Annotated in this window: 19 protein-coding genes; 6 read left to right on the top strand and 13 right to left on the bottom strand. The window is 65.9% G+C overall.

What is annotated here, in order from left to right:
* The first annotated feature begins 115 nt into the window (after positions 1-115).
* Positions 116-793, top strand: coding sequence for a hypothetical protein (locus HIM68_RS06685; protein ID WP_172170820.1), 678 nt, complete (start codon positions 116-118; stop codon positions 791-793).
* A gap of 15 nt (positions 794-808) precedes the next feature.
* Here HIM68_RS06685 and HIM68_RS06680 read toward each other — a convergent pair whose 3' ends face one another.
* The 4 genes from HIM68_RS06680 to HIM68_RS06665 form a co-directional block, all read right to left on the bottom strand.
* The gene (locus tag HIM68_RS06680) at positions 809-2,338 is read right to left on the bottom strand and encodes a bifunctional ADP-dependent NAD(P)H-hydrate dehydratase/NAD(P)H-hydrate epimerase (protein ID WP_172170818.1); all 1,530 of its coding nucleotides are present in this window, start codon (positions 2,336-2,338) and stop codon (positions 809-811) included.
* A 106-nt stretch (positions 2,339-2,444) separates the two neighbouring features.
* The gene (locus tag HIM68_RS06675; protein WP_172170816.1) at positions 2,445-3,761 is read right to left on the bottom strand and encodes a M20 family metallopeptidase; all 1,317 of its coding nucleotides are present in this window, start codon (positions 3,759-3,761) and stop codon (positions 2,445-2,447) included.
* Between the two features lie 124 nt (positions 3,762-3,885).
* Positions 3,886-4,215: a DUF86 domain-containing protein gene (locus tag HIM68_RS19315; RefSeq protein ID WP_367647481.1), complete on the bottom strand. Its 330-nt coding sequence runs from the start codon at positions 4,213-4,215 to the stop codon at positions 3,886-3,888.
* 20 nt (positions 4,216-4,235) lie between these two features.
* Positions 4,236-4,541, bottom strand: a complete 306-nt coding sequence (locus HIM68_RS06665) for a nucleotidyltransferase family protein (protein ID WP_139908696.1) — start codon at positions 4,539-4,541, stop codon at positions 4,236-4,238.
* A 116-nt stretch (positions 4,542-4,657) separates the two neighbouring features.
* On the opposite strand from HIM68_RS06665, the gene HIM68_RS06660 reads away from it, so the two are divergent.
* A complete protein-coding gene (locus tag HIM68_RS06660) occupies positions 4,658-5,158 on the top strand; it encodes a GNAT family N-acetyltransferase (protein ID WP_367647461.1) in 501 nt (166 codons plus the stop codon).
* A 27-nt stretch (positions 5,159-5,185) separates the two neighbouring features.
* Here HIM68_RS06660 and HIM68_RS06655 read toward each other — a convergent pair whose 3' ends face one another.
* The 3 genes from HIM68_RS06655 to glmS all read right to left on the bottom strand — a co-directional run bounded on the left by HIM68_RS06655 (position 5,186) and on the right by glmS (position 8,257).
* On the bottom strand, positions 5,186-5,806 hold the full coding sequence (locus HIM68_RS06655; RefSeq protein ID WP_229664269.1) for a DJ-1/PfpI family protein: 621 nt from the start codon (positions 5,804-5,806) through the stop codon (positions 5,186-5,188).
* 44 nt (positions 5,807-5,850) lie between these two features.
* A complete protein-coding gene (locus HIM68_RS06650) occupies positions 5,851-6,309 on the bottom strand; it encodes a holo-ACP synthase (RefSeq protein ID WP_139908697.1) in 459 nt (152 codons plus the stop codon).
* Between the two features lie 73 nt (positions 6,310-6,382).
* Positions 6,383-8,257, bottom strand: a complete 1,875-nt coding sequence (gene glmS, locus HIM68_RS06645; RefSeq protein WP_172170812.1) for a glutamine--fructose-6-phosphate transaminase (isomerizing) — start codon at positions 8,255-8,257, stop codon at positions 6,383-6,385.
* A gap of 230 nt (positions 8,258-8,487) precedes the next feature.
* Here glmS and coaA point away from each other — a divergent pair, with 230 nt between their 5' ends.
* Together coaA and HIM68_RS06635 are read left to right on the top strand one after the other, a co-directional pair.
* Entirely contained in the window at positions 8,488-9,525 is a 1,038-nt protein-coding gene (coaA, locus tag HIM68_RS06640) for a type I pantothenate kinase (protein ID WP_025779539.1), read from the top strand.
* Between the two features lie 253 nt (positions 9,526-9,778).
* Complete coding sequence (locus HIM68_RS06635) at positions 9,779-11,641, top strand: ABC transporter ATP-binding protein (RefSeq protein ID WP_172170810.1); 1,863 nt, start codon at positions 9,779-9,781, stop codon at positions 11,639-11,641.
* A gap of 353 nt (positions 11,642-11,994) precedes the next feature.
* On the opposite strand, the gene glmM is transcribed toward HIM68_RS06635, so the two are convergent.
* The 3 genes from glmM to rplM form a co-directional block, all read right to left on the bottom strand.
* Entirely contained in the window at positions 11,995-13,347 is a 1,353-nt protein-coding gene (gene glmM / locus HIM68_RS06630) for a phosphoglucosamine mutase (protein WP_172170808.1), read from the bottom strand.
* A gap of 491 nt (positions 13,348-13,838) precedes the next feature.
* Positions 13,839-14,348: a 30S ribosomal protein S9 gene (gene rpsI / locus HIM68_RS06625; RefSeq protein WP_025779545.1), complete on the bottom strand. Its 510-nt coding sequence runs from the start codon at positions 14,346-14,348 to the stop codon at positions 13,839-13,841.
* 32 nt (positions 14,349-14,380) lie between these two features.
* Positions 14,381-14,824, bottom strand: a complete 444-nt coding sequence (gene rplM, locus HIM68_RS06620) for a 50S ribosomal protein L13 (RefSeq protein ID WP_101554123.1) — start codon at positions 14,822-14,824, stop codon at positions 14,381-14,383.
* Positions 14,825-15,240: 416 nt separating this feature from the next.
* On the opposite strand from rplM, the gene HIM68_RS06615 reads away from it, so the two are divergent.
* The gene (locus tag HIM68_RS06615) at positions 15,241-17,559 is read left to right on the top strand and encodes a hypothetical protein (RefSeq protein ID WP_172170806.1); all 2,319 of its coding nucleotides are present in this window, start codon (positions 15,241-15,243) and stop codon (positions 17,557-17,559) included.
* Positions 17,556-19,898, top strand: a complete 2,343-nt coding sequence (locus HIM68_RS06610; RefSeq protein WP_253903787.1) for a hypothetical protein — start codon at positions 17,556-17,558, stop codon at positions 19,896-19,898. Before HIM68_RS06615 ends, HIM68_RS06610 begins: the two co-directional genes overlap by 4 nt.
* A 248-nt stretch (positions 19,899-20,146) precedes the next feature.
* Here HIM68_RS06610 and HIM68_RS06605 read toward each other — a convergent pair whose 3' ends face one another.
* From HIM68_RS06605 to HIM68_RS06595, 3 genes are all read right to left on the bottom strand, one after another.
* On the bottom strand, positions 20,147-22,786 hold the full coding sequence (locus tag HIM68_RS06605) for a bifunctional UDP-sugar hydrolase/5'-nucleotidase (protein WP_172170804.1): 2,640 nt from the start codon (positions 22,784-22,786) through the stop codon (positions 20,147-20,149).
* A 231-nt stretch (positions 22,787-23,017) separates the two neighbouring features.
* A complete protein-coding gene (gene truA, locus HIM68_RS06600; RefSeq protein WP_172170802.1) occupies positions 23,018-23,872 on the bottom strand; it encodes a tRNA pseudouridine(38-40) synthase TruA in 855 nt (284 codons plus the stop codon).
* Entirely contained in the window at positions 23,869-24,495 is a 627-nt protein-coding gene (locus tag HIM68_RS06595) for a LemA family protein (RefSeq protein ID WP_172170800.1), read from the bottom strand. Before HIM68_RS06595 ends, truA begins: the two co-directional genes overlap by 4 nt.
* Between the last annotated feature and the right edge of the window lie 152 nt (positions 24,496-24,647).

Here is a 24,647-nt window from a genome sequence, read left to right as displayed (position 1 = left end):
TTCGTTACGCTGATCCCCCGCGACATTCGGCTCTGGCGCCGGTGTCGCAGGTGCAGCCGACGACGTGTTCGGCGAAGACCGGCTCGACGAGCCATTCGATGAAGAAGGAGACATCATGCACACCACACCAGCCCGCATCCTCGCAATGGTGATTACGGCTGTCCTGTTCGCGGCGGGCCTCACCGTGATCGGACAGACCGGTCCCGCCGAGGCGGCCGCGAAGTACTGCACCGGCGTCGAGGCGAACAGCTCGGTGACGGCCGCGAAGGCCATAGAGGTCAAGCAGCGGTCGACGATCACCGCCGATATCTACCTGTGCAAGAAATCCGGCGACCGGTACGTCCGCGACAGCGGCCCGTTCAAGGCCCGCCTCGGCTATAACGGCATCACCTCGAACAAACGGGAAGGTGACGGCAAGACCCCGAAGGGTGTGTTCTGGATGCGCGATGGCTTCGGCACCTCGGCGAATCCCGGGCTGGGCAAGCCGTGGACGAAGGTCACCCGCGATCATGTCTGGGTCGACGGTGACGCGACGAAGGCCGAGGGCTACAACACGATGCAGCGGAAGTCCGAAGGGTACAAGGGCGAATCCCTCTACCAGCCGAAGCCGTACAAGTATGCCCAGGTCATCGGCTACAACGAGGCTCGCACACCGGGGAAGGGATCGGCGATCTTCCTCCATGCGAACACGGAGTCGATGAAGACCGCCGGCTGTGTGTCGATGTACGAGTCCAGTCTCGTCAAGGCGATGAAGTGGGAGGGCTCGACGAAGACGCAGATCCTCATCCACTGAAGTAAATGAGCAGATTCAGTCGGTGCCGTGGATGAGTTCGCCGACCACCTCAGCGAGGGCATCGGCGAGCCCGGACGCGGTCACCGCGCGCTGGCCGGCCTCGTTGTGCAGCAGCACTCCGAGTCCGACCAGGCGAGCCCACTCGCGGGGTGGACGCGTCCGATCGTCACTGTCATAGCGGCCGTGGGCGGCGGTGATCGCGGCGAGCGTGCCGAGGATCCCGGCGAGCACGTCCCCGGAGCCCGCCGTGGCGAGGGTGCCCGGCCCCGGCGCGGGCAGAACGACGTGTCCGTCGGGGGCGGCGATGACCGTGTGATGGCCTTTGAGCAGGACGATCGCTCCGCTCAGCTCCGCGGCTCGCCGCGCCCATCGCATCGGGTTCGCCCCGATCCGACCGGCGGTGATGATCTCGCCGAGGAGGCGGCTGAGCAGCCGCGCCAGCTCGGCGGCGTGCGGGGTGATGATGAGCGGGCGGTCGGCCAGCCAGGTGCCTGCCATCGATTCGGCGCGGGCGATCATGTCGAGGCCGCCTGCGTCGACGACGACCGGTGTGCGGTTGCCGGCCAGCGCCTCGGCGACGCCCTGCACGAATTCGGGTTCGGGGTCGCCCGGGCCGAGGACGACGGAGTCGATGCGTCCGGAGGCGTTGACGACCTCGGGGTGGAGGCCGAGGACGTATTCGGCGACGAGCGGGGAGCCGAGATAGCGGACCATCCCTGCTCCGGTGTTCACCGCCGAGGTGGTGGTGAGCACGCCCGCGCCGGGGTAGTCCTCGGAGCCGGCGAGGACCCCGGTGACACCGCGGGAGTACTTGTGCCCGGTCTCATCGGGGCGCGGGAATCCGGTGACGAGATCATCGTGATCGAGCAGCTCCGCGGCGGCCGAGCGGGGGTCGAGGCCGAGGCCTATATCGATGACGTCGATGGTTCCGATGAACTCGTCCACACGCGGATCGATGAGTTCGGCCTTGAGTCCACCGAAGGTCACAGTGCGGTCGGCGTGGAGTCTTTTCTCTGCCCCGGTGTGGTTCGGGTCGAGGTCGGAGGGGACGTCGACGGCGATGAGGCGGCCGGTCCGGTGCGGGGCCCAATCGGCGGTAAGTGAGGAGATGTGGTCAGGCAGTCCGCGCCGACCGCCCGTGCCGAGGATGCCGTCGAGGACGAGATCGGCCCGGGAGAGCTCCCGCAGAGCGTCGGCCCGGGCCGCATCGGACTCGGCCGAGGTGAACGCGATGACCTGCGCACCGGCGCTGTGTGCCGCGGCCAGTCCATCGTCGTGAGTGCGATCGAAGAGGGTGATGACCGTGACGGCGGCACCGCGCCTTCCCAGAGTCGCCGCGGCGAAGAGTGCGTCCCCGGCGTTGTTGCCGGGCCCGGCCAGTACGCTCACGCGGGTGCCGGTGACCTGTCCGTGGTCGGCCTTCAGCATGGCGGCCGCACTGTTCGCCAGTGCTCGGGCGGCCCTGGCCATGAGCGGGATGCCGGCTTCGAGCAGCGGATTCTCGGCCTCCCTGATGGTTTCACTCGGGTAGGCGAACATGCTCATCGACTGTTCCTCTTCACAACTCTGCTCCTGATACGACGTCGCCCTGCACGGGACTTATCCCTGCACCGTATGCCTTTTCCACCATCCAGGCCAGGGGTCGGGCGGATCATCCCTCGGACAGCTGCGCCAGCCGGCGCCCGGCCAGATGAGCGAGGAACAGAGCCTGGTCGGCGAGACCGTCGTCGCTGTGGCGGGCGCGAGGGGAATGATTGGCTTCGCGTTCTTCGACCGGCAGATTCGGCAGGGCGACTCCGAAGTGTCCATAGGCTCCGGGCACGGCGTCGAGCACACGGGAGAAGTCCTCGGAACCGGGCAGCGGATTCGCCTTGCGCACGGTCCGTTCCTCGCCGAAGAGGTCGGTGAAGGTGGAGAGGAAGAACTCGGCTTCGGCGTCGTCGTTGATCGTCGGCGGCAGGATCTGCTCGTACTCGACGTCGGCGGTCAGACCGTGGGCGGCGACGAGGTCACGGACAAGCTGAGGCAGCTCCGCCTCGGCGCGGGAGGTCACAGCTTCCGAGAACGTGCGCACACTGACGACCAAGGTCGCGAAGTCGGGGACGACGTTGGGAGCGGTGCCGCCGTTGAACTGGCCGACGGTGATCACGAGCGGGTCGAAGATGTCGAAGCGGCGGGTGACGTACTCCTGCAGCTGGCCCACGAGCATCGCACCGACCTGGATGGGGTCCTTGCCGGTGGCCGGGCGGGAGGCGTGCGTGCCCTTGCCGTTCACGGTGATCGTCATCTTCGAAAACGCCGCCATGTACGGACCGGGGCGGGAGCTGGCGACCCCGAGGTCGGCGTCGGCGGAGACGTGGATGCCGAAGGCGGCTTTGACGCGGGGACCCGCGGCGTCGAGGACGCCTTCATCGATCATCTTCCCGGCCCCGTCGAATCCTTCTTCACCGGGCTGGAACATGAACACGACATCGCCGGGCAAGGAGTCGCGGTCGCGGTGGAGGAGTTTGAGTGCGCCGACGAGCCCGGCGGTGTGCAGGTCGTGACCGCAGGCGTGCATCCTCCCCGAGGTGGCCGCGAAGTCGAATCCGGTCGCCTCGGCGACGGGCAGTCCGTCCATATCCCCGCGCAGGAGCACGGCAGGTACGACTCCGGTCGAGTCCTCCCTGCGGGCACCGCCGCGCAGGACGACGACGATCGACGACAGCCGCTCCCCTGTTGTGACCTCGACGTCGAGGCCTTCGATGGCGTCGAGGACGAGCTTCTGCGTCACCGGCAGGTCGAGTCCGACCTCGACGTTCTCGTGCAGGGCACGGCGCAGGGTGACCAGACCGGGGGCGATGTCGTTCGCGTCATCGGAAGTGGGCAGGTGCACCTGGGTGGCGACCGCCTCGACGGGGGTCGGGATCGTGGGGGCGGCGAGGTCGGCAGCGGCGGTGTTGTCGGTGTCGTTGGGAAGTGAACTCATGCCTTGAGTCTATTACCCACCAGGCGCAGGCGGATTGAGACCGATCAGCCTTCCTAGAAATCCGCGCCCTACGCGTGATTCTTCCGGCGGCAGTGATCGATCAGCAGTCTTCGCAATGGAGCCGCTACAGTCCTGTAGCGTCTCTGGCCTCATCGACGGGCTCATTGAGGATCGTGATCAGGCCGGGGATTTCGGTTGTGGTCGCCAACCAAAGTATTTCGTAGTTGATGTCACCGTATTCATGGGCAAGGACGTTCCGCAGCCCAACGATTCGTTCGAGTCCGGGCACACGAGCAGCGGTGTCGGCATCGTCTCTGCGGAGGCGCTTCAGCGCCTCCCCCCAAAATCTCCAGTTGGCGCTCGATCGCTGAGCGAACGACGAGATCGGAAATGAATTCCTCTTCGGTCTTGCCGCCAGGAAACTCACGGACCAGCTTAGCCGCTTCAGCGGCATCCCAGAGATGCGCACCTGTCTTACGCTGCATAGACATCCCGCGCACTCTCGAACGCGGCCGCTTTGAAGAAGGGGTTCTTCACCGAGCGTTCCATGACCAGATCGACTCGCCGTCCGACGATCCGCTCCAGCTCAGCCTTCAGATCGAAGTAGTCGTGGAATAGATTGTCCCGTTCCGGTCGAAAAGTGACGAGGAAGTCGATGTCGCTCGTCTCCGGATTGAACCGATCCGTGAGCACGGACCCGAAAATGCGAAGCCGTTCCACACCGAATCTTTCGCAAGCGCTCCTGATTGCGTCAGTGTCGAGTACCACGGCGGATTCCATAAATCTATTCTCCCAGATCGGGAGCGACTCAACCAGGCCATATAACAGTTCCTTGCGAATACATTCACCTCCATCGGACGTGAACCGTACGCGGTGGTGGGCGATGGACGGATCTCATGAAGCGTCAGGGGTCCCGGTTCTCGGTGGCAGACAGAGAATTCAGCGAAGCTCACCATGTTGATCGATACGGCATACTGATCGTCATGGCCCAGGACATAGACCTTCGTGTGCGATTCACTGTTGATGACGCCCACCTATCTGCGCTCCATGCACGAGCGTTTGGACACTCAGGTGGAGAGGTGAAACCGTGGGGAGCGCGCCTGAAGCGGCACAGCCTGACGTGGATCGGTGCGTTCGCCGACGACCAGTTGATCGGGTTCGTCCACGCCTGTTGGGACGGCGGGGTGCACGCGTTCGTCCTCGACACAATTGTTGATCCGGGACATCAGAGGCGTGGTATCGGAAAACGACTGGTCCAGACTCTCGTTCATGAAATCAAAGCCGCCGGCTGCGAATGGGTGCATGTCGACTATGAGCCGCACCTCGAAGTTTTCTATCATGATTCGTGCGGGTTCAGCCGAACACATGCTGGTCTACTGAGACTCGCGTCCCGATGATGCTCGACTGTGCAAGAAGTCGACGGTTCAGACCAGCCCGTGGTGGGCGGCGAAGGGATCCCAATCGGGATCGGTGTGGATATCCAACTCGATCTCACGGGCGACGGTGGCGGCCGCCTCGGCGCCGTAGAGATGGGTGATGAGTGCCGCAGTCATGTCCATGCCAGCGGCCACACCCGATGAGGTCCATCGATCCCGGTCCTCGACCCATCTGGCCTGCGGTATCCAGGTGACATCCTCGCCGTGTTCGGACGCCCACGTGAAAGCCTTCTTGTTCGACGTCGCCCGGTACCCGTCGAGCAGGCCGGCGGCAGCGAGCACCGCCGAACCGGTGCACACAGAGGTGATGAGCTCGGCACCGGCCGACCAGTTCACGAGGCGGTCGAGGAATGCTCGGTCGTCGACCAGCTGCCGGGTGCCCATCCCGCCGGGAACCATGACGATGTCCGGGTTGCTCGCTGTGTCGAAGGACTCGGTGACGATAACCTCGATGCCCTGAGCGCTGCGGACGGGCCCAGGCTGAGCGGCGACATAGGAGAGGGTGAAGGAATCCGGGAGACGGCTGAAGAGTTCGACGGGGCCGAATACATCGAGAACTTCGAAGCCGTCGAAGAGCACTACCGCCACATTGCTAGTCATTGAGTCCATCGAATCATTGTCCCAGCTGCAGCGTAAGTCTTCCTGCCGCGGATTCAGTCTTCCGGCCGAAGAACTCGCTTGTACATCGAATGGGTGAAGTGCTCCGCGGCCCCGTCGATGCCGGGACTCAGGGACGGCCCGTCGCCCTCGGCGATGACGAAGGTCATCGTCAGGTGAGCATCGTGGGTGATCGACAGGTGGATGTTCGTCCCGCCGATGGCACGGAAGTGCTCGAGCACGAGCCCGCGCAGACGGAAACTCGGCGCACCGGACCGGGCGGGAACCACCTCGGCGGACTGCCACGGCAGCCATCCGGGGAAGCCGATCGCTTTCTTCAGCGCCTCCTTCGCAGAGAATCGCGCCGCCAAGGAGGCATCCGTCCGGCGTTTGCCGTTGCGTTTGAGCTGCTCACCGGGAGTGAGCAGGCGGTCGAGCAGCTCAGGCACGCGTTCGATGTGCTCCGCGAAGCGCGGCACGTCGGCGATGTCAGTGCCGATCCCTAGAATCGCCACAACCGAACCTCCTCAGATACCCGACCGACTCAGATGCCGGACCGACCATTGTCGTGCCCGGCACCGAGGTGGATCATTCGACCGTGACCGACTTCGCGAGGTTGCGCGGCTGGTCGACGTCGAGGCCCTTGGCCGTGGCCAACTCCATCGCGAAGATCTGCAGTGGAACCGTCGTCAGCAGCGGCGCCATGAGCGTCGTCGTCTCGGGCACGTAGATGACCTCGGAGGCGAACTGATCGACCTCTTCGTCGCCTTCCTCGGCGATGACGACGGTGTTCGCACCGCGGGCGCGGACTTCCTGGATGTTCGAGATGACCTTCGCATGCAGCGAATCCCGGCCTCGCTTGGATGGGACGACGATGATGACGAGCTGACCGTCGTCGATGAGTGCGATCGGTCCGTGCTTGAGCTCACCTGCGGCGAAGCCCTCGGCGTGGATGTACGCGAGCTCCTTGAGCTTGAGCGCACCCTCCATCGCCACCGGGTAGCCGACGTGACGGCCGAGGAACAGCACCGAACCGACCTCCTGGTTGCGGTCGGCCAGCGCGAGGACCTGCGACTTGGTCTCGTCGAGGATGTGCTGGATCTTCGCAGGGATGGACTGCAGCTCGGCGAGGATCGTGCCGATCTCGTCGCGGAACTTGTTGCCCCGCAGCTGGGCGAGGTAGAGGCCGAGCAAGTAGCAGGCGACGACCTGCGACAGGAAGGCCTTCGTCGAGGCCACGGCGATCTCCGGGCCGGCGTGGGTGTACAGCGCGGCATCGGATTCGCGTGGGATCGTCGAGCCGAAGGTGTTGCAGATCGCGATGACCTTCGCACCCTGCTGACGTGCGTGGCGGACGGCCATGATCGTGTCCATGGTCTCCCCGGACTGCGAGATCGCCACGACGAGCGTCTTCTCCGTGACCACCGGATCCCGGTAGCGGAATTCGTGGGCCAGCTCCACCTCGGTGGGGATGCGGCACCAGTGCTCGATCGCGTACTTCGCGACCTGACCGGCGTACGCTGCGGTGCCGCAGGCGATGACGACGATCTTGTCCACGGACTTGAGCACGTTCTCATCGATGTGCATCTCGTCCAGCGTCAGGCGGCCCTCGGTGTCGAGGCGGCCGAGCAGGGTATCGGCCACGGCCTGCGGCTGATCGTGGATCTCCTTGTCCATGAAGGACGCGAAGCCGCCCTTCTCCGCCGAGGCGGTGTCCCAGTCGACCTCGAACTGCTCGCCCTCGACGGAGTTGCCTTCGGTGTCCGTGATCGTAACCGTCTCCGGGGTGATGGTGACGACTTCGTCCTGGCCGATCTCGACGGCTGTGCGGGTGTAGTCGATGAACGCGGCGACGTCGGAGCCGAGGAAGTTCTCGCCCTCACCGAGGCCGATGACCAGCGGTGAGTTCCGGCGCGCGGCGACGACCTGACCGGGAGCGTCGGCGTGGACGGCGAGCAGGGTGAACGCACCTTCGAGTTCGGTGGCGGTCTTGCGCATCGCGGCGGTGAGGTCGCCGGTCGCCTTGTAGTTCTTCGCCAGCTGGGCGGCGGCCACCTCGGTGTCGGTCTCGGAGAGGAACTCGACGCCCTCGGCGACGAGGTCCTTCTTCAGGTGGGCGAAGTTCTCGATGATCCCGTTGTGGATGAGCGCGAGCTTGCCGCCGTCGGCCAGGTGCGGGTGGGCGTTGAGGTCGGTGGGTCCACCGTGGGTGGCCCAGCGGGTGTGGCCGATTCCGGTCTGCGCAGCGGGCAGCGGGTTGGCCTCGATCTCCTCGGTCAGGGCGGAGAACTTCCCGGCCTTCTTCGCCGAGGCGAGCTGACCCTCGGGCGTCACGAGCGCGACGCCGGCCGAGTCGTAGCCGCGGTACTCGAGCCTCTTCAGGCCGCCGAGCACGACATCGAGCGCCGAGTGGTCGGCATTGTCAACGGGGGCCTTGGATACATAGCCAACGATTCCACACATGAGGGAGATTTTACGCACTGATAGCCGATCTCGGGTATTCCGGCGAGTCACGATCGGGTCAACGTGACGAACTGCACGCGCACGCGGGCGCGGGAGAAGATGGTCGGGGCACACCTGACGGGGCCGGAGACGGAACGGTCACCTCGGTGAGGGTGGGGCTCCTCGGTGGGGGTGGGGGCTTTCGCCGACCTGGGGCGGGTGGCGAACATGACGCATGACACAATGGTGGGATGAGCCATGTCGACCCTCAGTTGGACCGTGCGCGCAAGCTCGCCGGCCTCAATACCGCCCGGCGCAGCGAGCCGGACACGACGTCTCCGTTCTGGGAGTTCGATCGGGAGGTGTGGGGTACGCTCGCCCAGGCTACGCCGCTTCCGCTGAAGCAGCGCGATATCGAACGGCTGCGCGGGCTCGGGGATCGGATCAACCTCGACGAGGTGGCCCAGGTCTATCTGCCCCTGTCACGACTGCTCAACCTCTACGTCTCCGCACGGCGGGCGAAGCATGACCTGACCAGGGAGTTCTTCTCTCCGCTGCACGAACGCGGGCTGGAACCGCAGGATGCCAAGCGCACGCCCTTCGTCATCGGCGTCGCCGGATCGGTGGCCGTGGGCAAGTCGACGACGGCACGTGTGCTGCGCGAACTGCTCGCCCGCTGGCCCGACACTCCGCGCGTCGAGCTCATCACCACCGACGGATTTCTCTACCCCAACGCCGAACTCGACCGTCGCCGCCTCAACGGGCGGAAGGGATTCCCCGAATCCTACGACCGGCGCAAGCTGCTCAAGTTCATCTCCGCCGTGAAATCCGGGGCCCCCGAGGTCCGTGCGCCTGTGTACTCGCACCACACCTATGACATCGTTCCCGGCGCCGAGGTGGTCGTGCGCTCCCCCGATGTCCTCATCGTCGAGGGCCTCAACGTCCTCCAACCCGCCCGCCCCCGTCAGGACGGGACCGTGGGCTTGGCCATCAGCGACTACTTCGACTTCTCCGTCTACGTCGATGCGCGCTCCCGTGACATCCGCCAGTGGTACATCTCGCGGTTCCTCAAACTCAAGCACGGCGCGTTCCAGGACGAGGACTCCTACTTCCACCGCTACTCTCAGCTCGACGACGACGAAGCGATCACCTTGGCCACGGAGATCTGGGACTCCATCAACTTCCCGAACCTGCGCGAGAACGTCCAGCCCAGCCGCGGCCGAGCCGATCTCGTGCTCCACAAATCCTCCGACCACACCATCCGGAAGGTGCAGCTGCGGAAGCTGTGACGGGAGTCGCTGGTGGGTCTGGGACCTCGGACGGGGCGGGCCGCCTCGGCGAGCTTGCGATGGTACCTGTGATGGGAGTCGCCGGGCGGTGAGGAAATAGTTTCACCGCTCTGGCGGTTGCACAGTGTGCACTGAACTACTCACCGCCGGCAGGCCACCCGCCCGCGGCGGCGGCCGGACGCGAGCGATCCTCGCGCCGTCACGGGCTCCCCCGTGCATGCTCGGTCGTTTCGGCAGCAGAAAGGGACCCAGTATGAGCGTGCCATCCGCACATCACCTCATGTACTCCTCGGTCAAGAGCAAGAAGACCCCCGAGACGCGCATCCAACCGGGCATCTACAAGCGGATCGCCGGGTATGCGACCCGGCACAAGCGCAAACTCATCATCTTCCTGCTGCTGTCCGTGCTCACCGCGGGCATCGGCGTCCTCAACCCGGTCCTCGCCGGCGACGTCGTCAACGCGATCACCGGCGGCGGGCCCGTGTCCACGGTCGTATGGCTGGCCGTGGCCATCGGCGGGTTGGCCATCGCCGATGCGGCCATCTCGATCACGAACCGGTACCTGTCCTCACGGATCGGCGAGGGACTCATCTTCGATCTGCGCACGGCCGTCTACGATCACGTCCAGTCGATGCCGATCGCATTCTTCAATCGCACTCGCACCGGCGCCCTGGTCTCCCGGCTCAACACGGACGTCATCGGTGCGCAGAGAGCGTTTTCGAACACCCTGTCCGGCATCGTGTCGAACTTCGTCTCCCTGGCCCTGACCGTCGGCGTCATGGTCACGATCTCCTGGCAGGTGACCGTGCTGTCGATCCTGCTGCTGCCGCTGTTCATCATCCCCACCCGAATGCTCAGCGGAAAGCTCGCATCCCTGCAGTTCGAAGCGGCCAACAATTCCGCAGACATGTCGACCCGCATGACCGAGCGCTTCTCCGCCGCCGGTGCCACCCTGGTCAAACTCTTCGGCAATCCCCGCCAGGAGAACGAGGAGTTCGCCGACCGCGCCGGCCAGGTCCGCGATATCGGGGTCAAGGTCGCGATGCTGCAGTCGACGTTCGTGTCCTCACTGACTCTGGTCTCCGCCCTGGCGCTGGCTCTCGTCTACGGCGTCGGCGGTGCACAGGCCGTCGTCGGCAACCTCAACGCCGGTCAGGTCGTGACCCTGGCACTGCTGCTGACCAGGCTCTACACGCCGCTGACGATGCTCGCCAACGCGCGCCTGGACATCCAGAGCGCAGTGGTGTCGTTCCAGCGGGTGTTCGAGATCCTCGATCTCGTGCCCTACTTCAAGGAGCCGTCGCAGCCGAAGGCCCTGCCCGCCGGCGGGTTGGATGTGCAGTTCGATCACGTCGACTTCGCCTACCCCAGCGCCTCGCAGGTCAGCTTGGCCAGCCTCGAAGACGTCTCCGTGCTCGACACCCGCGGCGGCGATCAGGTTCTCCACGATCTGAGCTTCACGATTCCCGCCGGGCACACCGTTGCCCTCGTCGGATCCTCGGGTGCGGGAAAGTCGACGATCGCGTCGCTGCTGCCGCGGCTCTACGACGTCACGGGCGGCACGATCACCATCGGCGGAGTCGATGTTCGCGATCTGTCGTTCGCCGATCTGCGCGAGGCCGTCGGCGTCGTCACCCAGGACGGACATGTCTTCCACGAGTCGATCCGCGCCAACCTGGCGCTGGTCAATCCCGATGCCACCGAGGAGCAGATGCTCGATGCCATCGAACGGGCACAGCTGAAAGGCGTCATCGATGCGCTTCCCGATGGACTGGACACCGTCGTCGGAGAGCGCGGGTACCGTCTCTCCGGAGGCGAGCGTCAGCGCCTGACCATCGCCCGGATGCTGCTGGCGTCTCCGGAGATCGTCGTGCTCGATGAGGCCACCTCGGCGTTGGATTCGACGAATGAGGCCGCGATCCAGCGTGCCCTGGCCCAGGCGATGCACGGGCGGACAGCTCTGGTCATCGCCCACCGTCTGTCGACGATCCGGCAGGCCGACACGATCCTCGTCGTCGAGGCCGGTCGTATCATCGAGAAGGGCACTCACGAGGAGCTGGTCGGTCGCGGCGGCCGCTACGCCGAGCTCTACGCCACCCAGTTCGCCTCGAGTTGAGGGCGCGACGCTGAACCACTCTCGGTGCGAGTCCCGCACCGACGCCGCAGGGTCAGAGACTTCCTCGAGTCAAGTGTGCGCAGATTGCCGGTTTCGAGCCGAAATTGTGCAAACTGCGCACAGTTGACTGCCTAACGCCGCGGCAGAAGGTCGTTCCGCCCCGCGGTCGCCACGGCAGGGCCCCTCTGAAACTGGCGATCGGCGCGGCACTGCGCACTCGGCAAACCCTGCGCCTCTCAACGTCGATCAAGGGCCCGCCCGAATATGCTGCGGAAGACCGCGACATATCTGAGCGAGCCCTTGATCGAGCGAAGGGCGCCCCGCAAGGCACGCCGGAGCCGGTGGCTCGGCGTTTACAGCGCGAGGTGCTCCTTGACCGACGCGGCCAGGCGCTCGGCCTGGGCGGAGGCGGCATCCTCGGTGGCGGCTTCGACCATGACCCGGATGAGCGGCTCCGTGCCCGAGGCGCGCAGCAGCACGCGACCGGTGTCGGCGAGTTCGGCCTCGACAGCGGCCACCTCGGCGGCGACCTGCGGGTGATCGACGTTGTTCTTGTCCACGCCCTTGACGTTGACGAGCGCCTGCGGCAGCTGCGGGATCTCCGCGGCGAGGTCGGCCAGGGTGCGCTTGGCATCGGCCATCCGCTTCATCAGATGCAGGGCGGTCTGCACTCCGTCGCCGGTGGTGCCGTGATCGAGCATGAGCACGTGTCCGGACTGCTCCCCGCCGAGCGCATACCCGTCGGCGAGCATCCGCTCGAGCACATACCGGTCGCCGACAGCGGTCTGCACGGTATCGATGCCGTATTTGTCCATCGCCTGCTTCAGACCCAGGTTCGACATGACGGTCGTGACGAGGGTGTTGCCGCGCAGTTCACCGAGCTCCTTGAGCCCGATCGCCAGGATGCCCATGACCTGGTCGCCATTGACGACCCGCCCCAAGGAGTCCACGGCCAGGCAGCGGTCGGCGTCACCGTCGAAAGCCACGCCCAGATCGGACTGGGTCTCGACGACGAGGCGCTGCAGCGGTCCGAGGTGGGTCGATCCCACACCGTCGTTGATGTTGAAGCCGTCGGGTTCGGCGGCGGAGACGATGACTTCGGCGCCGGCCTGGCGCAGGGCGGCGGGTCCGACGATGGACGCCGCACCGTGAGCGCAGTCGACGACGACTTTGAGTCCCGACAGCGGGCGCACATTGTCGGCGTCGACACAGCGCACCAGGTGTTCGGTGTACTCGTCTGCAGCGGCCGGGTAGCGCGAGATGCGGCCGACGTCCGCGCCGGTCGGACGGTCCCAGTCCTCATCGAAGATCGCGAGGATCTCGTCTTCGACCGCGTCGTCGAGCTTCGTGCCTCCCGCGGCGAAGAACTTGATGCCGTTGTCGGGCATGGGGTTGTGGGAGGCGGAGATGACGACGCCGAAAGCGGCGCCGGTGTCCTTGACGACCTGGGCGATGCCCGGCGTCGGCAGCGTGCCCGCGTCGAGGACGTCGACTCCCGTCGAGGCGATTCCGGCGCTCAGTGCGGCGGAGAGGAATTCGCCGGAAACGCGCGTATCACGTCCGACCACGGCGAAGGGGCGCTTCTCACCCGTCCAGCCGCGGCTGAGCACGCGTGAACCTGCGACCGAGAGCTGGAGCGCGAGTTTGGCCGAGATATCGCGATTGGCCAGTCCGCGCACTCCATCGGTGCCGAAGAGTCGAGACATAGTGGAGATCCTTTCGTCAATGTCGGAGTCGATCTTAGTCGATCCGCTGTGTGTCGCTCGTGATGTCGGCGTCCTCGCCGAGGCGGCTCACCCGCAGCCGTGGCTCCTGTGGTTGCGGCGTCGCGAGTGTCCGTTCAAGGCGGAGCGCGCTTATCGCGCGGTGCACAGCTCGAAAGATGTGCGTCGCCTTGAACGACGGGAACGAGCGGAAGGTGATCAGTTCGTTCAAGGCGGAGCGCGCTTATCGTGCGGTGCACAATGCGATATTCGCGCTCAGGCTTGAACGACGGACTATGCGCCGAGGCGGCACACCCGACCGCAGCCGCGGTCGCGCGCAACGCCGGCTAAGTCAGTGACCGTGTGAGATGAGTCCGGATATGAGAAATGCGGCCCCGAACCTGGTTCGGGGCCGCATTCTCGTGTTCATGATGCTGAACTGTCGATGACTGCGACTCAGTGGCAGACCAGCCGCAGTCGGTTCGCCAGCGAGATCAGCGCTTCGAGAACTGAGGTGCCTTACGGGCCTTCTTGAGACCGGCCTTCTTGCGCTCAGGAACGCGAGCATCGCGGCTGAGGTATCCGGCCTTCTTCAGCTCGGCGCGGTTGGACTCCGCGTCGATCTGGTTGAGCGAACGAGCCACGCCCAGGCGGACGGCGCCGGCCTGGCCGGAGGGTCCACCGCCGGAGATCCGGACGATGACGTCGAAACGTCCGCCCAGGTCCAGCAGGGTGAAGGGCTCGTTGACGAGCTGCTGGTGCAGCTTGTTCGGGAAGTACTCCTCGAGAGTACGTCCGTTGATGGTCCACTCACCGGTGCCGGGGACGAGGCGCACACGAGCAATTGCCTGCTTGCGGCGGCCGACTCCGTTGCCGGGGGCGGTCAGGGACTGTCCACGTCCGCCGGCGGTGCTTTCGCCCAGGCCAGCGGATGCGGGAGTCTCGGAAGTGTATTCGGTGATCTCTTCTTCGACAGTTTCTGTCGCGTTGGTGGTATCAGCCACGGTTCTCCTCGGTATGTCTAGAGCTCAGGCGCTTACTGCGCGACCTGGCTGAGTTCGTACGGCTGCGGATTCTGAGCGGCGTGCGGGTGCTCGGCACCTGCATAGACCTTCAGCTTCTGCATCTGGGCACGTCCGAGACGAGTCTTCGGGACCATACCGGCGACAGCCTTTTCGACTGCACGCTCGGGGTGGGTGGCGAGGAGCTCGGCGTAGTTCACGCTCTTGAGGCCACCGGGGTATCCGGAGTGGCGGTAAGCGCGCTTCTTCTCGAGCTTCGCACCTGTCAGCGCGACCTTGTCGGCGTTGATGATGATGACGAAGTCACCGGTGTCGGTGTTCGGAGTGAACGTGGTCTTGTGCTTGCCGCGCAGGAGGCGTGCAACCTGCGAAGCAAGGCGACCAAGCACCTGGTCAGTGGCGTCGATGACGTGCCACTGGTGCTCAACGTCACCGGGCTTAGCTGTATACGTACGCAAAAGTAGCCTTCTTTTCGTATCTGTGTTCAGTGCAGCGCCGGATCCTCATCGGGTCGTGAGTCCAATGGGTCTCAAGCGCTGGTTGTCTTCAATCGGGTGAACCTATCGACGCATTCCCCTCACCTACGGGCCTGCAACGCATGAGGCTATGTAAGGGAGTGCGACAAGCACACACAACGACAATCAAATATACATGCCCTCAGCCCCGGGGAGCAAACGCCCAGAGCGGTCTCAGGGCCAGCTGAAACCCGAGCCGATAGTATTGATCTGTGCCGACTCACTCCAGCCTGCCCTTCCGACTTCCCGCATTGAGATTCCTGATGCTGGGTCTCCTGGTCGGGCTCCTGACGGCGGGCCTCGGACTCGGCCCCTCCTCCGCATCGGCATCAACCGACGGCTCGGCATCAACGGACAGCATGGCACCGACCGACGGTTCGGCCAACGCGAATGCGTCCTCCACGCAGTCCACTGACACCGGCAGGCCCCCGGCTGGGCAGACGGTCGTCTTCGGCATTCCGGGTCTGACCATCGATGATATCGACCCAGAGCGCACTCCGAACCTCTTTCGTCTGCTCTCCGAGGGCGCGGCCGCGAACCTCAACGTGCGCACGATCGGCTCGGCGACCTGCCCCGCCTCCGGCTGGCTGTCCTTCGGCGCGGGCGCCCGCGCGCAGGCCGGTCCCTCCCCCATCGCCGAGGATGCCGACCCCGATGACTCGGCCCGCTGCCCGACGATGATCGCCCCCACCACGGACGGTTCCGTGGACGACGAGGACGGGGCCGCCTCGGCGAAGGAGACGGCGAACAGTGACGAAGCTCATGGCGACGAATCCGCGGCCGGAACGACGACGGCTCGGATCGAAGGTTTCGATGCGGTCAAGGAACCCAATATCGGCTCCGGCTACTCCGTCGACTACGGCATGCTCGCGCGCGCCGTGACAGAAGCCGGCAGCGCCGTGCCCGCCGGCACCGACGCAACCGATGCGGACTCCCTGCTCGAACCCTGCGTCGCAGCCGAAGGCCCCGGCGCAGCATATGCCGCCGCGGACGAAGACGGGGTGGTGACGAATTTCACGGACGATGCGTTGGCCACGGACTGCCGCCTCGGCGTCGTCGACCTCGGCGCGATCGGCATCCGCTCCTGGCTGTTCGACCCGATCCCGAACTACTCCTATACCGTTCCGCCGAACTACGACCGGGAGACCCGAGTCGCCGAAGCCGACCGCCGCCTCGGCGTGCGCCTGCAGGAGGTGCGGGAGAACGCGAAGGACGGGGCCGCGGATCCGACGATCATCGTCGCCGGCCTCGGTGACAGTTCCGGTCTGCCGCAGCTGCGCGCGTTCATCGCGTCCGGGCCCGGCTTCGAACCCGGGTCCCTGTCCTCGGCGACGACCCGCACCCCGGGGCTGCTGCAGATCACCGATCTGGCGCCGGGCATCCTCGATGTCCTCGAAGTCGATTCCCCGCGCGCCGTCGGCTTCGACTCCACCCCGACCGATGATGATCCGCAGCAGCGCATCGACGATCTCGTCGCCGAGGCGCAGAAGTCGACGACGATCCATCAGAATCTCTCGACGTTCTCCATCACCCTCGACGTCATCTTCTACATCCTCTTCATCGCGTGCGCGGTCCTGCTCAACCGCTCCATCCTCGGCCGCCGAGGCGGTGCCACCCGAGCGTCCCACGTCCACCGCTTCCTCGGGTGGGTGTCCCTGGGCGTCGCGTCCCTGCCGATGGGCGCGTTCCTCGCCGGGCTCCTCCCCTGGTCGAGGATGGCCGATCCCGGGCTCGGCCTGTTCCTCTCGGTCATCGGCACGGCCGCCGTTCTGTTCGTCCTTGCCCTCATCCCGCCATGGGGTCGGACCTGGCGAGGACGGGTCGGCGCCCTGGCCGGGGCGAACCTGCTCATCCTCGCCGCCGACCTGGCCACCGGGTCCCATCTGCAGGCGAACTCGCTGCTCGGGTACAACCCGATCGTCGGCGGCCGCTACTACGGACTCGGCAATCAGGGTGCGGCGATCTTCATCGTCAGCCTCTTCATCTTCTTAGGGCTTGTGGTGTCCTGGCTGCGGACGCGGGGCCACCGAAAAGCCGTGATCATCGTGCCGGTCGTCGTCGGACTGGCCGCCGTGTTCGTCTCCGGCAACCCCTCCTGGGGTGCGAAGTTCGGCGGCACGATCGCCATCCTCGCCGGACTCATGGTCCTGCTGGCACTGCTGTCGAAGATCCGACTGACTCTGCTGCGCCTCGCCCTCATCGGTCTGTCTTCGCTGGCCGTGCTCATCGGCATCGCCTTCCTCGACTGGCTGCGCCCGGCCGGGGCGCGCTCACATTTCGGCACGTTCTTCGACCAGATCGTCACCGGTGAGGCCCTGCAGGTCGTCGGCCGCAAGCTCGGCGCGAACCTCCACATCATCCAGGTCAATCCGGCTCTGGCCATCGTCACCCCGCTTGCGGCCATCGCGATCCTCATCTTCCTCCGCTACTTCCTCCACTTCCCCCGCGTCCACGCCGGCAGCCGGACCGGGCGCCTGGTCAACAAATGGCGCGGACGGCTCCCCCAACTCTTCACCGATTCAGACCTGCACTATGGATTCCTGGCCGCCGCCACCGGGCTCGGCGTCGGGCTCGTGCTCACCGATTCCGGGGTCGCCGTGCCCTCGACCGGAGCCATGGTTCTGCTGCCCTTCCTGCTGGCGCTCAGTGCTGAGCACGCCGAGGAGGCTCACCGATGAGAGCCCCCGTGACCTCCCCCGCCGCTCGGGTTCTGCTCGGGATCCTGGCCATCGCCCTGTTCGTCCTCGGCCTGCCCCAAGCCGGGCAGGCGGTCCCGGGCGCGAGCTCGAACGCGGTTGCTGCTGCGGGCGCGTCGGCACGGGCCGACGCCCAGGCGGCGGGCGCGAATGCGGCCGCGGGTGCGTCGGCTCGAGCCGATGCCCAGGCGGCGGGCGGGAACGGGGGCACGGCTCCGGCCTCGGAAGACGGCGACGGCGGGACCACCTCGGCAAGTCCCGGGGTCGTGTCGATCAGCGTCTCCGGGTTCAGCTTCGAGGACCTCGATCCGCGCACCACACCGCACCTGTGGGTGATGATGAAGGGCGGGCAGATCGGGACGATCACACCGCGCAGCGTGCGCTCGACGAGCTGCCCGGTCGACGGCTGGCTGGGGCTCGGATCCGGGCGGCGAGCCGCCGACGAACCCCGCGATCAGTGCCGCGAACCGGCATCTCCGCTCGACGGCTGGGTCGCCGATTGGGACGTGTACGCGCAGGTGGCCCGCGGCGACAACTACGATGCCTCCCTCGGGGCCCTGGCCGAGGCAGTGCCCGATATCCGCGCCTTCGGCAACGGTGCCGCCATCGCCGCGGCCACCCCAACCGGCCGCGTCGAGAACTGGTCGCCCGTCGGAGCCGACCTTGGAGCGGACGTCGCGAAATCGACCGCAGACGGCGAGCTCACGCTCGTCGATCTCGGCAATACCGCCGCCGACGGCTACTCGCTGAAGAGCCTCGACGCTCAGGTCGGGGAGATCCTCGAATCGACGGGATGGATGAGCGCGGATCAGCCGAACCGCCTCGGCGAAGGACGCGTTCCCGTGGTGTTCTCATCGATCGCCGACGGCACGCATGAAGGTTCGTCGATGCAGGCGACGATGATGGTCGCCCCGGGCGAGCAGGCGGGACTGCTCACCTCCTCGTCGACGCGGCAGCCGGGACTGGTGCAGGTGCCCGACCTGGCACCGACGCTCGTGGCACTGTCCGGTGCCGAGGAGATGGACAATGCGGCCGGGGCGCCGATGACCTCGGGGGCGCATGGGTCCGATTGGCATTCGCGCTATCAGGCAGTCCTCGATCGTCAGGTGGCGGTGAAGACGCAGAACGATCTGTCGACGTGGTTCTTCCCCGTGGTCGCCGTGCTCATGATCGGACTGTTGGCCTTGGCGTGGTTCATGCGGAAGAACCACCGGGAGCTCGTCCATTCCGGGGCGTACCGCCTCGGTGTCGTATTCGCGGCGATGCCGATCTCGACGTATCTGGTCAATACCGTGCCGTGGGAGCGGGCGACGAATCCGGACATCGCGATGCTCGGAGCCCTGGCCGGGTGGGCGCTGCTGCTCGGGGTGCTGGCGCTCCTCGGCCCCTGGCGGCGGCACAAGTTCGGGCCGGTGCTCTTCGTGTCCACCGTGACCGTCGCCGTGCTCGCCTACGACGTCGTCACCGGATCCCAGCTGCAGATGTCGACGCTCTTGGGTGAGCCCCTGCTCATCGCCTCCCGGTTCTACGGGATCGGGAACTCGGCACTGGCGCTGTACTGCTGTGCGCTGCTGTTGGCGGTCGCAGGGTTCGCGTCTCTGGTGACGAAGCCGCTGCATCGGGTCCTCATCGTCACCGTTCCCGTGCTCGCCTCCTGCGTCATCCTCGCAGCACCAGGTCTGGGCACGAAGTTCGGGTCCGTACCGACCCTCATCATCGGAGTCGCCTACCTCGTTCTGGCCGCGGCGAGCATCCGGTTCTCGCTCAAACGGCTGGGACTGACGGTGGGCATCGCCGGGTTCGTCATGCTCACCGTGCTGTTCCTCGACTGGCTGCGCCCGGCCGATCAGCGCACGCACTTCGGACGGTTCTTCGACTCGATCATCAGCGGTCAGGCGGTCAGCGTTCTGGCTCGAAAGATCGGGATGAACATCGACATCCTCACCCAGTCGTGGATGACTCTGGTGCTGCCGCTGGTCATCATCGGCGTGTTCTGGATGGCGCTCGATCCAGCGCGCTTCCGACTGCACGGACTCCAGGACACCTACCGCCGGATCCCTCTGCTGAGGGCGGCGATGATCAGCCTCGCGATCCTGCTGGGAGTCGGCACTCTCATCAACGACTCGGGCATCGTCGTGCCGGCCGTCGGCATCCTCTTCCTCGTCCCGGTGCTCACTCACCTCGAGACCTTCCGCGCCGGTCGCCCGCCGGTCCCAGCGGCCGAGGCCGCCGGCGACGGTGCCGACGATGCTGACGCGGCCCCTGCCGACTCCGGTGCCGAGGCCGACGCCGACGGCTCCGATTCATCGTCACGCCCCTGACACTGTCGGCATCACCCACCGGCAGCGTCAGCACCCACCTTTCCTCGCAAACCACCCCCGCAGCGACACAACACCCCGGTGCACCGGGGTGTTGTGCGACTACCGGGTGGGGATGACGCCAAGGGTGCGGGATGGCTCCGCGAGAAATGTGCCTGTATACGACGGCGGGCCGGAGAGAAGAACTCTCCGGCCCCGCCCGTCTCGGCGATGATCTCGCCTGAGTGTCAGGTGCTTCTGAACAGCCTGGCTCAGTTCTGGAGGCTGAGCTTGCGGCGACGGACGATCGTGACCGCAGTGGTGCCGGCGACGATGAGCGCCAGGGCCGCGGCGACGATGTTGACGGTCTCGAAGCCGGTGCGCGGCAGGTCGCCTCCATCCTTCGAACCGTTCGCATCGGCCCCAGAGCCATCGGCCGAGCCACCGTCGGCAGACGCATTCGCGCCGTCAGCCCCACTGCCGGCGTTCGACGAACCGTCCGACCCACCGGCCGCGCTGTCTCCGCCATCGGCATTGCCGCCGGCCGCGATGTCTCCTCCGTCAGCGGCGCCGCCATCGGCGGAACCACCATCGGCATTGCCGCCGTCGGCCGAACCGTCATCGCCGGCTGAGGCATTCGCATCGTCACCGACTGCCGCGGTGGCTTCGAACTCATGCGCCAGCGGCAGCGGGTTGTCATCCCACCATGGACCATCGGAATTCGCCTGCACGCTGGCCTTGACGGTCACCTCACCGGAGGCGTCCTTCGGCGCGGTCACCGTCACAGGAGTCTCGGACTCCCCCGCCGGGATCGAATCGAGGGTGATCGTCTTGGCCGCCTCGGCGCTGACCTCAGGGGCCCTGCCCTTGGTGGCGCTGCTGGAAGCAGACCGGGACTCGGACTGCGCGGCCGCCTCGGCGGTATAGCCCTCCGGCAGGTCGACGGTGACGTCGATGGGACCCGCAACCTCGGACTTCGCGTTCGTCTTGAGCGCGAACTCAGCGCTCTCACCGGGCTTGATGGCCTTCGGCCCGGTCAGCTCGGCGCTCAGATCACCCTTGTCGATGACGTCCTTGGCCGCGTCTGCCTGACGCTCGTTCTTATCCGGGGTGACGTCTTTGCCTTCGGCCTGGTGCTTGTTGAAGTAGTTCTCCCAGGTCTCGAAGTCGGTGAGTCCCGACTGTTCGAAATCACCCTTGGCGAAGGAGGAGAAGTTGTCACCACCGGTGGCGAGGAAGCTCAGCGTCGCCACCCGGTAGTCCTTGTTCGGATCGATGTCCTTGCCATCGACCTTGACGGATTTCACGTGCTCGCCCTTGTCGGCATCAGTGTCATAGACGACGTCGAGGTCATCGGAGATGCCCAGGTGGAGGAACGACCGGGAGGCACCGTCGGGCTGCCACTGCTCTTCGAAGAGGCCGATGACGTCCGAACCCTTCATCGTCACGACACCATGGTCGTTGGCGAAGGGAAGCACGCTGTTGAGCTCGGCAACGGTGACTTCGCATTTCTCCTCGGAGTTGTAGATGTCATCGCAGAGCAGATCGGTGCGCAGACCGCCGGGGTTCGTGATGCCGAAGTCGGCTTCTTCCAGCTGGGTCTCTTCGACGCCTTCCTTGAGCGCATCGGCGACGAGGTTGCCGAGCGTGGACTCGGCACCGCGGTCCTCCTCGCCGTCCTTCTTCGCTCGGGTGATGTCCTCGCTGATCGTGCCGGTGACCTCCGAGCCGAGCTCCTTGGCCTTCTCCTCTGCGTCGCTGACGATGCCTGCGACCTTGTCGACGACCTCGGAGTCATAGCTCTTGCCCTCGGTCTCGATGAGATCGATGCCGCTGGCCTGCCAGTCGCTGTTGCCGTCGACTCTCATGGTCACCTGCCCGACGTATTCGCCGTAGCTGCCGGCCTCGATGACGGGACGGGTGCGATCGGGTTCTCCGGGCACCGGCGCTTCGAAGGCATACGGCAAATGGGTGTGGCCGGTGAACATGGCGTCGACCGAGGCGTCGGCCTCGGTGACGAGCTTCTTGAACTCCGCGTTCGACGCCTTCGCGTCTTCCAGGCTCTCGGTCGACGACGCGCCGAGGTGGGCCTCGACGACCGTCATATCCGGTCGTTCGTCCTCGGGCAGGTTCTCGAGATCGTCGGCGACGCGGTTGACTGCGTCCGTGGGGTCACCGAAGTCGAGGTCGGCGATGCCGTCCGGTGAGACGAGTGAGGCGGTGTCCTTGGTGACAACGCCGATGACGGCGATCTTGACTCCCGACACGTCGACGATGGAGTACTCGTCGAGGCCGTCGACGACGTTCTGAGTTCCCTTGTCGTAGACGTTGGCCGCCGAGTACGGGAAGTCGGCTTCGTCGCTCACTCTTCCCTTGAGGTCATCGATGCCTTTGTCGAATTCGTGGTTGCCGACAGCAGAGGCCTCGACGCCCATGGCGTTGAGGACATCGAGCGTGGGGGTGTCGTTCTGCGATGAGGAGGTGTAGGTCGAGGCACCGATGTTGTCACCGGTCGAGAGCAGAGCGGTACCCATATTGTCGCCGCCGGTGCCGAATTTCGCTCGTTCCTCCTCGACGACCGAGGCGACCTGAGTGCCTGCCTCGGAGATGCGTCCGTGGAAGTCGGTGATATTGAGCAGCTGAACTTTGGTGCCCTCGGGCGCCGACTGCGCATCGCTGCCGGAATCCTGCTCGTCGCCGGCGTTGTCCGACGGCGCGGACTTGCCGTCGGTCGAATCGTTCGACGACTCGTCGGGGTCCGCGGGAGCCGCTTCACTCGGTGCCGTGGCGCTGTCGTCGGTGGAGTTTCCGTTGCCCAGAGAGGGTGCCCCGATGGCAGGCGCGAGGCCGGGCAGAGTCAGCATTGACACCGCGGCGCCCGTGGCCAGCACTTTGGTCACAAGTTTCGACATGTATTCGGTTCCTTCGATCGTTCAGTGAGGCGCACATCAACCGTGCCGGTGGGATTGAAGACGGATTCCATCCTGCAGTGCCAATGCGAACTGAAAGTTACTTAAGTGTGAATCTACACAGGATTCTCACAACTGGAAAGAGGAATTCTCACATGATCGCGACTCGCGCGATAAAAGGCGGCTTGATGCTGCGGGTTGATGTTTCTGCCAGCGACCTGCCGAACCGTCGGCCTATTCCTGGTCGCGGCGGGCCATCGTCTGGGCGTTGCGAGCCGCGTAGTCCTCGGGTGCCGGATAGCCGACCTCGGTGAGGACGAGTCCTTCGGCAGGTGTGACGAACATGGGCACATCCGGGGTCAGCCCGGCGTCCGCCTCGGCGATGAGTTCGGCCGGGCGGGTCACCGCCCAATTGCCGGATCCGACCTTGATCAGTCCGCCGACGAGTGCACGGACCATGTGATGGCAGAAGGCGTCGGCGCGCAGATCAATGGTGATCACAGCATCCTGATCGCGCGAGACTCGCAGTTCGTGGAGGGTGCGGATCGTCGTCGCGCCCTCCCGGGGTTTGCAGAACGGCAGGAAGTCGTGTAGCCCTTGGACCTCGCTCGCGGCCTCGGCCATGGCTTCGGCATCGAGTTCGCCCTTGTGCCGCGGCGTCACCTGCGTCAGCAGCGGGTCGATGAATGACCGATGATCGGCCAACCGGTACTGATACGACCGCCACAGCGCGGAGAACCGGGCGTCGAAGTCCTCGGGCACCTCGGCCACCGCGTGGACGACGATGTCGTGGAACTCACCGGCGGTCAGGACTCCGCGCAGACGTGACAGGAGGGCCGCCTCGGCGGATCGATTCGACTGGCCGATGAGCTTGCCGATCGCCTCATCGCCCAGATCGATATGCACGACCTGACGACGGGCGTGGACGCCGGAGTCGGTGCGGCCGGCGACGACGGTGGCCACCTCGATGCCGGTGATCCTCTCCAGTCCGGATTCGATGGCGGCCTGGACCGTGCGCAGCCCCGGCTGCTTGGCCCAGCCATGGAAATCCGTGCCGCGATAGCCCAGGTCGAGGCGGAAGCGGGTCATCGGGTCATCCTCGCCGAGGCGGGGCCCGCCGTTCCGGGTCCGCCATCGTCATCGATCGCTTCGGTGAATGGGGCGCGGGGCTTGAAGACCCCTCCGAAGAGGCGGGAGACCAGTCGCGCCCGCTGCCGGTGATAGCGCTCGACGTTCGTGTTGTAGAAACGCGCGCCGGCGAGGATCCGTTCGGTGAGCACCTGCAGCTGACCGTGCAGAAGCTGGATCGTCGTGTCGATCTCCTCATTGACCGCAGCCCGCTGGGGACGGGCAGAGTCCGAGGTCAGGGACCTCTCCGTCAGCGCCGCGGGGATGAGTGCGGCGTCATCGACGGCGTCGGTCAGGGCGTTTTCGGCTGCAGCGCCGCGGTGGTCGAAGGGGGCGCGTTCGGCAGAGGCGAGCGCGAGTTCCAGCCGGGACAGGTCCTGTCCGGCGATCTGCTGGAGGGTGCCGATATAGGCCGGCACGAGAGCGTGGCGGGCGCGGATCTCGCCGATGAGCTGGCGCTTGGCTTCATCGCACAGCGACCGGGCCATGGACAGCTGGTTGAAGCGCAGGACGGTGAGGATGACGAAGAGGACGATGAGAGCGGCGAGTACGCAACCGCCGACGATGAACCAGACCACGGCCATTCCCCTCGTTCCATGTGCTGCACGAGCATTTCCGACACCTCAGTTTACGCGGGGTTCAGACTCGTCGCGAACAGGTCATCATCCGGACACCGAGGCTACTGAGAAGAGTCACCGAGAAGGACCGCGCCCGGACACCGGCCCCGGCATTCTGC

The organism is Brevibacterium sp. CT2-23B, assembly GCF_013168765.1.
GTDB classification, from domain to species: domain Bacteria; phylum Actinomycetota; class Actinomycetes; order Actinomycetales; family Brevibacteriaceae; genus Brevibacterium; species Brevibacterium sediminis.
The sequence above is the reverse complement of the archived record's forward strand: the minus strand, read 5'-3'. Positions and strand labels throughout refer to the sequence as shown.